Below are 12,118 nucleotides of genomic sequence, written 5' to 3' on the forward strand. Positions count from 1 at the left end.
CGCGCTCCTGCGCTACCCCGCGAACACCACGCGACCGTCGACCACCGTGAGGCGGATCGGCAGGCCGGGCAGCTCGTCGGGCGAGGTCTCCACCGGGTCATCCGCCCACACCGTGAGATCGGCGACCGCGCCCACCGCGAGCACGCCGCGGTCCTCGTGTCCGCGGGCGAGCGCCGGCCAGAGCGTGTAGGCGAGCAGCGCTTCCTCGCCCGTCACCCGCTGCTCCGGCTCGAACACCGTCGCGTGCGGATCGCCCGGCGTGTGGCGCCCGCGCGCCCACGCCATGCCGAGGCGGGGGTCGTACTGGGCGACCGGCCAGTCCGATCCGAGCGTCAGGCGCACGCCCGCGTCGAGCACGCTGCGCACCCGGTATCCGGTCTCGTCGCGCCCTTCGCCGAGGCGGACCGCCCAGTTGTCGCTGTGATCCGCCGCGCGCCACTGCATGTGCAGCGGCTGCATCGACGCCGTGACCCCGGCGTCGCCGCGCGCGGCATTGAACGTCCGCAGCTGCTCGACGTCCGCGTCGGCGAGCACCTCGAGGTGCTCGATCGAGTGGAACGGCAGACCGTCGCGCTCGGGCAGCGTCGCGTAGACGTCGAGCACACGGCTGACGGCGTAGTCGCCGACCGCGTGCGTCGCGATGAGCATGCCCGCGTCGTGGTAGGCACGCACGACCTCACCGTAGCGCTCCCACGAGGGCCAGAACGGCACCCGACCGTCACCGCAGGCGTCGGGGGCGTGCAGCCAAGCCGTGCCCGTGTCGATCACGCCGTCGCTGAAGAGTTTGATGCCGTCGTTGCGCCAGAGACGACCCGCGCGGTCCTTGCCCGCGATGGCCCGCGCCACGTCCTCGTCGGAGTCGCCGACCGCATGCCAGTGGTGCACGGTGAGGCGGTGATCCAGCTCGCCCCGCTCCTCGAGCTCGGCGAGCAGATCGACCGTGCGGTCCTTGCCGTCCATGATCGCGCCGCCCGTGAGGCCGACCGCGGCGAGCCGGCGGAACATGTCGCGCAGCGCGTCCCGCTCGGCGTCGTGCGAGGCCTTCGGCGCGGCGTCGAAGAGCAGGTTGTAGGCGGTCGGCTCGCGCAGCTCGCCCGTCGGCGTGCCGTCGGGATCGACCACGATCTCGCTGGCGTCGTCGAACTCGCGCGCGCCGGTGATCCCTGCGGCCGCGAGCGCCGGCGCGGTCGCGAGCCCGGTGTGCAGGTCGTAGCAGATGAGTGCGACGGGGCGGCCCGGCGCCGCGTCGGCGAGCAGGTCGCCGCGCAGGCCCGTGTGCTCGAACGCCTCGTACTCGAGGTTCCAACCGCGCAGCCACGCCCCCTCGGGCAGACGGGCGTGCTCCGCCGCGATCGCCTCGCGCAGCGCGTCGATCGTCTCGAGCCCGCCGAGGTCGACGCCGGCCGTCACCTCCGCGGCCCAGTGGGGGTGGGTGTGCGAATCGAAGAGCCCGGGCGTGATCACCGCGCCGGCCAGCTCCCGCACCTCGATGCCGGCCGTCTCCGCTTCGGCGCGCACTGCGGCATCGTCGCCGATCAGCGCGATGCGGCCGTCGCGCACGAGGATCGCGGTCGCCTCCGCATCGGCGTCGGTGTTCGTGCGCAGTCGCGCGCCGATGAGGGCGAGGTCGCCTCCGCGGGATTCGGTCATCTTCGGTCCTCTCGGGAGTCAGTGACGCCCGATGGCGTCGAAGTGGTCGCGCGGCTCGGCTTCCGCGCCGAACCGTCTCGGATCCCAGTGTGCCTGGAATTCGGGGTCGCCGGTGCCGCCCTCCACGAGTTCGGCGAGGTATTCGCCCATGAACGCCGCGTACTTGAAGCCCTCGCCCGAGTCGCCGCAGGCGAGCACGATCGCGGGATGCACGCGGCCGACGACGAAGTCGCCGTCGCCGGAGTCCGTCCACGTGCACACCTGGGTGCCGAGCACGATCGGCGGCACGGCCGCGAGGTCGCGCTCGACGCGCGCCCGGATCGTCTCGGTGCGGGCGGGCACCGCCGTGCGGTCGAGGTCGTCGCCGAGCGTGCCGCCGACGAGCCGGCGCAGCGGCTGGTCGAGCCCCATCTTGTAGCCCGCGGCACCGTTCGGCATGGCGTAGACACCGGGCTCGTCGCCGATCGGGCAGTCGACGAGACCCGGGAGGTCGGGGGCGGGCGGGCTGAGCGCCGGATCGCCGAGGTACACGACCTGCTCGACATAGGGCGTGAGCGGCAGGCGCAGGCCGAGGCCCGGCAGCAGCTCGGCCGTGCCCGGTCCCGCGGCCAGCAGCAGCTGCTCGGCCTCGTGCACGGTGCCGTCCGTGAGGACCGCGGTCGCGGTCGTCGCGCCCGGTTCGATCCGCACGACCCGGCTGTGCGGACGGTAGTCGCCGCCGGCGCCGAGGAACGCGCGGAGCGCGCCCGCGAGCAGGCGGTCGGCGTGCACGACGCCCGCCTGCTCGACGAACAGCGCGTCGCGCCCGTCGGGCCGGAGGCCCGGGAACGCCTCGCCGACCCGATCGGCCGCCACCCGCTGCACGGGCTGCCCGATCGACGCGAGCGCCTCGGCCACGGCCGGAAGCGAGTGGTCGTCGCGCCAGAGCAGTCCGGTCCGCCGGAACACGGGCTCGCCGAGCCGATCCCCCAGCCGCTCCATCGCCCCGAGCGTCTCGAAGATGGACCGCGCCCGCCACACCTGCGTGTCGGCGAGCCGCCACAGCCGCGAGCTGCCGCCGTTCGACGCGTACGGCCCGCCCGGTTCGAAGCGCTCGAGCAGCGTGACCTGCCAGCCGAGCTCCTGCAGGCGCAGTGCGGCGGGGAGCCCCCAGGCTCCCCCGCCGACGACGATCGCGCGTTCGCGTCCCATCGCCCGCTCCGCTCAGTCGGTCACGGTCGTGTAGTGCTTGCGCAGCGGCTCGTGGACGCGCCAGACGCCGCGCCAGCCCGACGGCATCACCATGATGTCGCCCGGTCCGAACTCTGCAGGGGCCTCGCCGTCGGCCTCGACGGTGACGCGGCCCGAGAGGATCGTGCAGATCTCGGTGTAGCCGTCGCGGAAGGCCGTGAAGTCGCCGGGCAGGCACTCCCAGAGCCCGGTCTCGATGGGGCCGTGCCCCCAGACGGCCAGGCCGGCCTCGGTGAGGCCCTCGGTCAGCGCGGTCGGCTTGGGCGCGTGCGGGCCGAGGTCGAGGGAGGCGGTGCCGTGCGCGGCGATGGTGGGGATGCGGTCGTTCATGGGGTTCCTTCCCGCTCAGTGGCCGCGGCCGGTGATCACGTCGGCGATGTGGGCGATGGGCGACGTCTTCTCGCGGCCGGCGAGCTCCGAACGGTCGGCGATTCCGTAGGCCGCGTACAGCCCCTTCGTCGCGATCCAGCGCAGCGGTTCCGGCTCCCACTTGCGCACGCGGTGGTTCACCCACGGGAGGCCTGCGATCTCGGTGTCGTTGCCGAGGATCAGGTCGGCGATGGTGCGGCCGGCGAGGTTCGTCGAGGTGACGCCCGTGCCGACGTAGCCGCCGCCCCAGGCGATCCCCGTCTCGCGGTCGAGGCCGACGGTCGCCGCCCAGTCGCGGGGCACGCCGAGCACGCCCGACCACACGTGGTCGATGCTCGCCCCGCGGGTCGCGGGGAAGAAGCGATGCAGGATCTCGCTCAGCGTGTCGACGGTGCTGAGCGCCGTCTGCCCGTCGGTGTCCGTCTGCGAACCGTACTTGTAAGGCACGCCGCGGCCTCCGATCGCGATGCGGTCGTCGGCCGTGCGCTGCGCGTACATGTAGACGTGCGCGAAGTCGCCGAGCACCTCGCCCTCGCTCCAGCGCAGCTCGTCCCACACCTCTTTCGACAGCGGCTCGGTCGCGATGAGCGAGGAGTTCATCGGCAGCCAGAGCCGCTTGAGGCCCTTGAGCCCGGCGGTGAAGCCCTCGGTCGCGCGCACGATGAAGTCGGCCGTCACGGTGCCGTGCGTCGTGCGCAGGCGGTGAGGCTCGATCTCGACCACGCGGGTGCGCTCGTAGATCTCGACGCCGAGCCGCTCGACCGCGTCGGCGAGGCCCGAGACGAGCTTCGCCGGCTGGATCCGGGCCGCGTGCGGGTGCCAGACGGCGGCGCGGGTGCCCGCGACGTTGATCTTCGCCCGCGCCTCCGGCGCTTCGAGCAGTTCGAGGTCGGTGTACCGCCACGACTGCTCCTCGGCGGCGAACGCGCGGATCCGCGCCTCCTGCGCCGGGGTGTAGGCGACGTTGAACTCGCCGCCCTTCTTGATGTCGGCGTCGATCCCCTCGGCCGCAGCGACCCGGATCACCTCGTCCACGGTCTCGTTCATGGCGCGCTGGAACCGCTCGGCCGCGTCGCGTCCGTGGGTCGGCTCGTACTGGGCCCGGCCGCCCGTCATGGCGGAGGTGAGCCAGCCGCCGTTGCGTCCGGATGCACCGTAGCCGGCGTGCCGCTGCTCGACCACGACCACGCGCAGCTCGGGGCGCTGCTGCTTCAGGTAGTAGGCCGTCCAGAGGCCGGTGTATCCGGCGCCGACGATGGCGACGTCGGCGGTCAGGTCGCCCGGCAGCTCGGGGCGCTGCTTCGGGGTGCCGACCTGCTGCCACCAGTGGGAGACGTTGCCGTTGATCATGGGTATCGGGCTTTCTCGCGAGAAGGGATGGGTGGGATAAGCGGATGGGTCAGGCGGCGACCGCGTCGGCGACCTCGCCGGGCTCGGCGTCGAACACCGAGGCGCGGGCCGGGTCCCAGCTGAGCCAGGCCGACTGCTCGTCGCCCGACAGCCAGTCGAGCGCCCGCGGGCCGCGGACCACGCCGGTCGAGCCGTCGGGCAGCACGACCTCGTACTTCCAGCCGGAGCCGAGGTAGATCGCCTGGCGGATCGAGACGGGGATCGCGGGACGCCCGGCTCCGACCTCGGTGTCGCGGGCGAACAGCTCCCCGTGCTCCGGACGCACGACGGTGATCGTGCGTCCGTCGGCGCTCAGCACCTTCGTCGATTCTCCGATGAACCCCGCGACGAAGAGCGACGCCGGGGTCTCGTAGAGCTGCTTGGACGTGCCGACCTGCTCGATGCGGCCGTTGTTGAACACCGCGATCCGGTCGGAGAGCGTGAGCGCCTCCTCCTGGTCGTGGGTCACGAACACGAAGGTGCGGCCGACTTCGCGGTGCACGCGGCGCAGTTCGAGCTGCAGCCGCTCGCGCAGCTGCTTGTCGAGCGCGCCGAGCGGCTCGTCGAGCAGCAGCACCTTCGGTTCGAATACGAGGGCGCGCGCGAGCGCCACGCGCTGCTGCTGGCCGCCCGAGAGCTCCTTCGGCGCGCGATCCTCGTAGCCGGAGAGCCCTGCGGTGAGCAGCGCGGCGCGCGCCCGCGCCTCGGCCTCCTGCTTGGCGACCTTGCGCTGCCGCAGCGGGAAGGTGACGTTGTCGAGCACGCTGAGGTGCGGGAACAGCGCGTAGTGCTGGAACACGATCCCCAGGTCGCGCTTGTGCACGGGCACGTCGTCCATGCGCTTGCCGTCGATCTCGACGTACCCCGAGGTGAGGTCGGTGAACCCCGCGATCAGGTTCAGCGTCGTGGTCTTGCCCGAGCCCGAAGGCCCGAGGAAGGTCATGAATTCGCCCGGCTCGACCTGCAGCGAGACGTCGTCGAGCGCGATCGACTTCGGGTAGTGCTTCGAGACGCCCGCGAGCAGGATCTCGGCACCGGTCTGGTTACGCCCTTCGGCCACGGTTCTTCCTTCCGGTGAGCACGAGCGCCACGATGACGAGCGTCGTGATGAGCACGAGGATGACGGTCGCGGCGGCCGCGAGCGTCGGGTCGGTGTCGCGAGTCACGCTCGCGTACATGAGGACGGGGAGGGTGTTGAGGTAGGGGCTCTTGATGAAGAGCGACAGCATGACCTCGTCGAACGAGGTGACGAACGCGAACAGCGCACCCGAGACGATGCCCGGCACGATGTTCGGCAGCGTCACCGCGAAGAAGGTCTTGAGCCGGCTCGCGCCGAGGCTCAGCGCCGCGAGCTCGAGCCGGTCGTCGAACCCCGCGAAGCCGGCCGTGATCGCGATGACCGTGAACGGCAGCGCGAGCACCGTGTGCGCGAGCACGAAGCCGACGAGCGTGCCGACGAGCCCGAGCTTCAGGAACACCGAGTAGAGGCCGATCGCGACGACGATGCCAGGCACCACCATGGGCGCCAGCAGTCCGATCCGCAGCGTCGACGATGCCCGCTTGCTGGTGAGCGCCCGCAGACCGAGCGCGGCGAGCAGGCCGAGCACGGTCGCGAGCACCGCGACGAGCAGGCCGATCAGCAGCGAGTTGCCGAGCGCCGAGGTCCATGCCGGGTTCGAGAAGAACGACTCGTACCACCGCAGCGACCAGCTCTCCGGCGGGAACACGAACGAGGCCTTGCCCGTGAAGCTCAGCGGGATGACCACGAGGGTCGGAGCGATCAGCCAGACCGCGACGAGGAGGCTGAACGCCCACAGGATCCCGCGCGTGAGCGGAGTGACACGGATCATGAGAACACCTCCACCGCGAGGCCGCGTTTCCCCGCCCCGCGCGCCACCAGGCCGACGAGGCCGAGCAGGACGAAGGTCGACACGAGCAGGATCACGCCGAGCGCACCGCCGCGGCCCCACTGCAGCAGGCTGCTCACCTGCGCGTAGATCGCCTGGGCGAGCATGCTGTCGGACGGCGAGCCCAGCAGCGCGGGCGTGACGTAGAAGCCGAGCGCCTGGATGAACACCATCAGCGCGCCGGCGGCGATGCCGGGCAGCGACAGCGGGAGGAAGACGCGGAGGAACGCGACCGACGGCCTGGCGCCGAGCGAGCGGGCCGCGGTCACGAGGCGTCCGTCGATCCCGCTCATCACCGCGTAGAGCGGCAGCACCATGAACGGCATGAGCACCTGGCTGAGACCGATGAGCACGCCCGTGTTGCTGCGCAGCAGCTTGACCGGACCGAGATTCATCAGTTCGAGGAAGCCGTTCACCACGCCGGAGTCCTGCAGCAGCACGATCCACGCGAAGGTGCGGATCATGAGCGAGGTCCAGAACGGGATCAGCGCGATCACCACGAGCCAGGCGCGAGCCCGCGGGCCCACGACGGTCATGAGGAAGGCGTACGGGTACGCCAGCAGCAGGCAGATGACGGTCGCGAGCGCCGCATTGCCGAAGGTGCGCAGCAGGATCCCGATGTTCTGGGAGTTCTCGAACGCCCACGCGTAGTTGTCGAGGCCGGGCTGCGGGTCGCTGAAGCTGCGCCACATGCTCTCGAACACGGGATAGGCGAAGACGCCGAGCAGCAGCGCGTACGCCGGCAGCAGGAGCAGGAGCGCCCGGACCGGTGCGCGCCGCGAGGTGTTCGCGGCGCGCACCACCGGGATGTTCGTGGTCGTCACGGTGAACCGATCAGCCCTGCAGCCACTTCGTCCAGCGCTCGAGCTCGGAGTCGTAGTTCTCCGCCCACCACTTCGCGTCGGTCGGGACCATCTGCTTGGCGATCTCGGGGGCCGTCGTCAGGTATTCCTTGCCGAGCGCGTCGAGCTTCGGCTCCGCCTCGGTGTTGACCGGGGAGTACGAGGTCAGCTCGGTCAGCTTCTCCTGCTGCTCCTTGCCGAGGTAGTAGTTGATGAACGCGAACGCGGCATCGGGGTTCTTCGCGTTCTTCGGGACGCCGAGGGCCTCGGTGATCTGCAGCGCCTGATTCCAGATCGGCTTGTAGTCGGCCCCGTTCTTGACGGCGGCGTAGCCGCGGCCCGACCAGACGAGCGCCATGTCGGCCTCGCCCGACTCGATCATCTGCTGCGACTCGGCGCCGGTCTTCCAGTAGATGAGGCTGCTGCGGATCGCGTCGATGCTCTTGTAGGCGCGATCCATGTCGAGCGGGTAGAGCTTGTCGGGCGCGACCCCGTCGGCGAGCAGGGCGCCCTCGTAGATGCCCGGGCCCACGTCCTCGAAGCCCGCGATGGCCCGCTTGCCCGGGAACTTCTGCGTGTCGAAGAAGTCCTTCCATCCGGTCGGAGCGGTGGGGTACTTCTTCGCGTTGTAGAGGATCACGTAGCCGTACTGCATGGCGGGCACGTAGCAGTCGCCGACGAGCCCGTCGGGCACCTTCGAGGTGTCGACGATCTTCGTGTCGAGCGGCATGAGCAGACCCTTGTCGCCGCACTGCTTCTGCGCCCAGATGATGTCGGTGTCGACGACGTCCCAGGTGACCGCGTTGTTGTCGACCTGCGCCTTCACCTTCGCGTACTCGGTCGGGCCGTCTTCGAGCACCGTGGCGCCGGAGGCCTTCGCGAAGGGCTTGCCCGCCGCCTCCATCTGCCCCTTCTGGAACACGCCGCCCCAGGAGACGAAGGTCACGGTCGAGCCCTGCAGCGCGCCCTCCTTGACCGTTCCGGCTTTCGCGGGACCGCTGCCGAGGTCGGCTTTGGGAGCGCCTCCGCCCGAGGCGCAGCCGACGAGCAGCGCGCCGGCCCCGAGCAGTGCGATGGACGACGCGATCGCGCGTCGCATCCGCTGGGTTGATGACATGGTGTGATCCTCTCCGTTGATGATCAGGTGGGTCGGCCGGCCCCTGCGGGCTCGGTCGGGCTAGGCGCCGTGCGCCTCGTCGGGCGTCGGCGGGCTGTTGATCCAGATGACGCGGGCCTCCGCATCGGACTCGTTCACGATGCGGTGGGGCACCGAGCTCAGGAACTCGATCGAATCGTCGCGGGACATCTCGAAGCGCTCTCCGCCGAGCTCGAACACGACGGTGCCGTCGATGACGACGAACATCTCCTGGGCGTTGCCGTGCGTGTAGGGATGCGCACCCGTGCTCGCACCGGGAGCGAACTCGCCGGCGTAGACCTCGAGGTTGCGCAGCGGCGGGAGCGAGAGCACGAACTTCTCGACCCCGAGCGCCCCCTCGAGACGGGGGCGGCGGTCCGCGCGGAGCACGCCCCGGGTGTGGGCGGCGCGTTCGTCGAGCAGCTCGGCCGGCGAGACGCCGAGCGCGCCGGCGATCTTGCGCAGCGACGCGACGCTCGCATTGGTGCGGCCGTTCTCGAGCTGGCTCAGGAAGCTGGTGCTGACGCCGGCCGCGGCGGCGAGCGCGCGCAGGCTCATGCCGCGCAGCTCGCGGAAGGACGCGACCCTCGGGCCGAGATCGTCTTCGTGATCCGTCATGGTTCTCCTTCGAACCGTTCAGCTCTGCGGCCCGGAGACTGAACCCGGATCGCTATCTCACTGAACACTTCGTTCAGTGACGTCTCGCCCAACGTACAGTCCCCGCGGCCGGAGCACAAGACCCTGCTTCCGGGAGGCGTAGGCTGTCGGAGTCCCGCCACAAGCGGGCCGGCCCGAAGTTGCGCACTGAGCACACCCACGGCTCGGCTGCACAGTCCGTGCACCGTCCGTCCCGCCCCTCAGTGAAAGCCGTTCCGTGTCAGCCACGAATCCCCCAGCACCTTCGCCCACCGCGCCGCAGCAGCCCCGCAACAAGCCGGCGCAGGTGATCCTCGCCAGCCTCGTCGGAACCACGATCGAGTTCTACGACTTCTACGTCTATGCCACGGCGGCCGTGCTCGTGTTCCCCGTCCTCTTCTTCCCCACCGGCAACGAGACGACGGCGCTCGTCGCGTCCTTCGCGACGTTCGGTGCCGCGATGCTCGCCCGCCCCATCGGCGCCGTCGTCTTCGGCCACCTCGGCGACCGGTTGGGCCGCAAGACGACCCTCGTGGTGTCGCTGCTCACCATGGGCATCGCGACCTTCCTCATCGGCCTGCTGCCGACCCACGAGAACATCGGCGTCTGGGCGGCGGTCCTGCTGCTGATCCTCCGTCTCGCGCAGGGCTTCGCGCTCGGCGGCGAGTGGTCGGGCGCGGCCCTGGTCGCCACCGAGAACGCACCCGAGGGCAAGCGCGCCTGGTACGGCACGTTCCCCCAGCTCGGCGCCCCCATCGGCTTCATCATCGCGAACATGCTGTTCTACGCGATCAACCTCGGGCTCGCCGATCCGTCGAAGCCCGGCATCGCGTCCGACGCGTTCCTGCAGTGGGGCTGGCGCGTGCCGTTCCTGTTCTCGGCCGTGATGGTGATCGTAGGGCTCTGGGTTCGCCTGCGCCTCGTCGAGTCGAACGCGTTCGAGCGGACCCGCGAGACCGGCCAGGTGAAGCGCATGCCGCTCGCCGAGGCGTTCACGCGCCACTGGAAGGCGCTGATCCTCGGCACCTTCGCGATGCTCGCGACCTACGTGCTGTTCTACCTGATGACCTCGTTCACGCTGACCCTCGGCACCCGCCCCGTCCTCGAGGTCGCGAAGGCCAAGGCCGAGCAGGCCGGGACCCCGTTCGACGCGGCCTCGTACGTGCCCGGCCTCGGCTACTCCTACAACGACTTCATCCTGATGCTCGTGTTCGGCGTGATCTTCTTCGGGCTCTTCACGCTCGTGTCCGGCCCGCTGGCCGACCGCTACGGTCGCCGCCGCACCCTCATCTGGGTGACCGCGGCGATCGCGCTGTTCGGCTTCACCTTCGTGCCGCTGCTCGGCGGCGGCACCGCGACCGTGATCTTCTTCCTCGCGCTCGGCTTCACCCTGATGGGCCTCACCTTCGGCCCCATGGGCGCGTTCCTGCCCGAGATGTTCCCGACCAACGTGCGCTACACGGGCTCGGCGATCGCCTACAACGTGTCGTCGATCCTGGGCGCCGCGCTCGCGCCCATCGTCGCCGTCTGGCTGTGGGGACTCGCGGACGGCAGCCCGGTGCTGGTCGGCCTCTACCTGACGGGCGCGGCGGTGCTCACGCTCGTCTCGCTCATCCTGACGCCCGAGACGAAGGACGTCGACATCGAGGCGTAGGCGCTCGGCTCCGCCGGTCCTCCGTCATCCTGCGCGAGGAACGAGTCGCAGGATCCTGCGACTCCTCCGTCGCGCAGGATGACGGTGCGGTGGGCCGGCGCAACCCGCCGACCCAGCCGGATCAGGTGGTCGACTCCCCGGCCTCGCCCGTATCGACGAGCAGTACGCCCGACTTGACGGCCCAGGTCATGGCGACCTCGTCGCCGGCCGCGTACGACCGCGCCTCGTGGCTCAGGCGCACCGCGCCCGTGCCACCGCCGGGCAGCTCCACCGTGTACCGCCGCGACGAGCCGAGGTAGGTCGCGTCCGCGATCCTGACCGGGAGCGCGTTGCGGTCGTCGGTGGCCGCCGTGCCCGCCGGTTCGAGACGCAGGTTCTCGGGACGGATCAGGATCGCCAGGTCCGAGTGCCGGGAGCGGCCGTCGGCCAGCACGCGGTGACCTGCGACCTCGATCGCGGTGCGATCATCGCCGACGGCCTCGCCGCGGCCGAGCAGCACGGTCGATTCGCCGAGGAAGCGCCCGACGAACAGCGTCCGCGGGGCCTCGTACAGGTCCTCGGCGGTCCCGACCTGCTCGATCCTGCCGTTGTTGAAGACCGCGATGCGGTCCGACATCGACAGCGCCTCCTCCTGGTCGTGTGTGACGTACACGAACGTCGAGCCGACCTCGCGGTGGATCCGCTTGATCTCGGCCTGCAGCCACTCGCGCAGCTTCTTGTCGAGGGCGCCGAGGGGCTCGTCCATGAGGAGCACGCGGGGCTCGTAGACGAGCGCGCGGGCGAGCGCGACGCGCTGCTGCTGGCCGCCGGAGAGCTCCGACGGGTAGCGGTCGCCGTAGTCCCCCATCCGCACCATCGCGAGCGCATCGGCGACCATCCGCTGCTGGTCCGCCTTCCCGATCCTGCGGCGCTGCAGCGGGTACGCGATGTTCTCGGCGACGGTCTTGTGCGGGAACAGCGCATAGTTCTGGAACACCATGCCGATGTCGCGCTTGTGCGGCGGCAGCTTCGCCACCGGCTTGCCCGAGATGTGCAGGTGCCCCTCGGTCACCGAGGTGAAGCCGGCGATCATGTTCAGCGTCGTCGTCTTGCCCGAGCCCGAGGGTCCGAGGAAGGTCATGAACTCGCCCGGCTCGATCGCGAGGTCGATCCGGTCGACGACGGTGTTCGGACCGTAGCGCTTCGTGACCGAGGTGAGGCTGATGCCCGCCTCCGCGATCTCGGCGATCGCCGAGGTGTTCAGCCCCTCGCTGCGCAGCTGCTGCTCGTGCCCCTCCGGCACCGGGATCTGGTCGTGGGTCATCGC

11 protein-coding genes are annotated in these 12,118 nt (G+C 70.7%); 1 reads left to right on the plus strand and 10 read right to left on the minus strand.

Translation table 11 applies throughout. The annotated features are described in order from the left end of the window. Window positions 1–12 precede the first annotated feature (12 nt). Genes AB3K78_RS12155 through AB3K78_RS12195 form a run of 9 tightly spaced genes read right to left on the minus strand, consistent with a single transcriptional unit; the run spans window position 13 to window position 9,140 of the window. The gene (locus tag AB3K78_RS12155) at window positions 13–1,650 is read right to left on the minus strand and encodes an amidohydrolase (RefSeq protein WP_416443593.1); all 1,638 of its coding nucleotides are present in this window, start codon (window positions 1,648–1,650) and stop codon (window positions 13–15) included. 18 nt (window positions 1,651–1,668) lie between these two features. Then, window positions 1,669–2,841, minus strand: coding sequence for an NAD(P)/FAD-dependent oxidoreductase (locus AB3K78_RS12160; protein ID WP_416443595.1), 1,173 nt, complete (start codon window positions 2,839–2,841; stop codon window positions 1,669–1,671). A 12-nt stretch (window positions 2,842–2,853) separates the two neighbouring features. Next, complete coding sequence (locus AB3K78_RS12165; protein ID WP_416443597.1) at window positions 2,854–3,210, minus strand: cupin domain-containing protein; 357 nt, start codon at window positions 3,208–3,210, stop codon at window positions 2,854–2,856. 15 nt (window positions 3,211–3,225) lie between these two features. Further along, a complete protein-coding gene (locus AB3K78_RS12170) occupies window positions 3,226–4,599 on the minus strand; it encodes an NAD(P)/FAD-dependent oxidoreductase (RefSeq protein WP_416443599.1) in 1,374 nt (457 codons plus the stop codon). Window positions 4,600–4,648: 49 nt separating this feature from the next. Beyond that, window positions 4,649–5,698 carry an ABC transporter ATP-binding protein gene (locus tag AB3K78_RS12175; RefSeq protein WP_416443601.1) on the minus strand — a complete coding sequence of 350 codons (1,050 nt, stop codon included), beginning with the start codon at window positions 5,696–5,698 and terminating at the stop codon, window positions 4,649–4,651. Then, complete coding sequence (locus AB3K78_RS12180; RefSeq protein ID WP_416443603.1) at window positions 5,682–6,488, minus strand: ABC transporter permease; 807 nt, start codon at window positions 6,486–6,488, stop codon at window positions 5,682–5,684. The genes AB3K78_RS12175 and AB3K78_RS12180 overlap by 17 nt, the downstream gene beginning before the upstream one ends. Continuing rightward, window positions 6,485–7,369 (minus strand): ABC transporter permease, encoded by an 885-nt coding sequence (locus AB3K78_RS12185; RefSeq protein WP_416443605.1) that lies wholly within the window; start codon window positions 7,367–7,369, stop codon window positions 6,485–6,487. The genes AB3K78_RS12180 and AB3K78_RS12185 overlap by 4 nt, the downstream gene beginning before the upstream one ends. Before the next feature lie 10 nt (window positions 7,370–7,379). After that, on the minus strand, window positions 7,380–8,504 hold the full coding sequence (locus AB3K78_RS12190; protein WP_416443607.1) for an ABC transporter substrate-binding protein: 1,125 nt from the start codon (window positions 8,502–8,504) through the stop codon (window positions 7,380–7,382). A gap of 60 nt (window positions 8,505–8,564) precedes the next feature. Next, window positions 8,565–9,140 (minus strand): helix-turn-helix domain-containing protein, encoded by a 576-nt coding sequence (locus AB3K78_RS12195; RefSeq protein ID WP_416443609.1) that lies wholly within the window; start codon window positions 9,138–9,140, stop codon window positions 8,565–8,567. 256 nt (window positions 9,141–9,396) lie between these two features. On the opposite strand from AB3K78_RS12195, the gene AB3K78_RS12200 reads away from it, so the two are divergent. Next, window positions 9,397–10,812, plus strand: coding sequence for an MFS transporter (locus AB3K78_RS12200; protein ID WP_416443611.1), 1,416 nt, complete (start codon window positions 9,397–9,399; stop codon window positions 10,810–10,812). A 121-nt stretch (window positions 10,813–10,933) separates the two neighbouring features. Here the strand turns inward: AB3K78_RS12200 and AB3K78_RS12205 are convergent, their stop codons facing one another. Next, on the minus strand, window positions 10,934–12,115 hold the full coding sequence (locus AB3K78_RS12205; RefSeq protein WP_416443613.1) for an ABC transporter ATP-binding protein: 1,182 nt from the start codon (window positions 12,113–12,115) through the stop codon (window positions 10,934–10,936). Between the last annotated feature and the right edge of the window lie 3 nt (window positions 12,116–12,118).

Source organism: Leucobacter sp. HNU, from assembly GCF_047946755.1.
GTDB lineage: Bacteria > Actinomycetota > Actinomycetes > Actinomycetales > Microbacteriaceae > Leucobacter.

Excerpts from the sequence above, each read along its gene's own strand:
- AB3K78_RS12155 (WP_416443593.1), bottom strand. The coding sequence starts at position 1,650 with ATGACCGAATCCCGCGGAGGCGACCTCGCCCTCATCGGCGCGCGACTG.
- AB3K78_RS12160 (WP_416443595.1), bottom strand. The coding sequence starts at position 2,841 with ATGGGACGCGAACGCGCGATCGTCGTCGGCGGGGGAGCCTGGGGGCTC.
- AB3K78_RS12165 (WP_416443597.1), bottom strand. The coding sequence starts at position 3,210 with ATGAACGACCGCATCCCCACCATCGCCGCGCACGGCACCGCCTCCCTC.
- AB3K78_RS12170 (WP_416443599.1), bottom strand. The coding sequence starts at position 4,599 with ATGATCAACGGCAACGTCTCCCACTGGTGGCAGCAGGTCGGCACCCCG.
- AB3K78_RS12180 (WP_416443603.1), bottom strand. The coding sequence starts at position 6,488 with ATGATCCGTGTCACTCCGCTCACGCGCGGGATCCTGTGGGCGTTCAGC.
- AB3K78_RS12190 (WP_416443607.1), bottom strand. The coding sequence starts at position 8,504 with ATGTCATCAACCCAGCGGATGCGACGCGCGATCGCGTCGTCCATCGCA.
- AB3K78_RS12195 (WP_416443609.1), bottom strand. The coding sequence starts at position 9,140 with ATGACGGATCACGAAGACGATCTCGGCCCGAGGGTCGCGTCCTTCCGC.
- AB3K78_RS12205 (WP_416443613.1), bottom strand. The coding sequence starts at position 12,115 with ATGACCCACGACCAGATCCCGGTGCCGGAGGGGCACGAGCAGCAGCTG.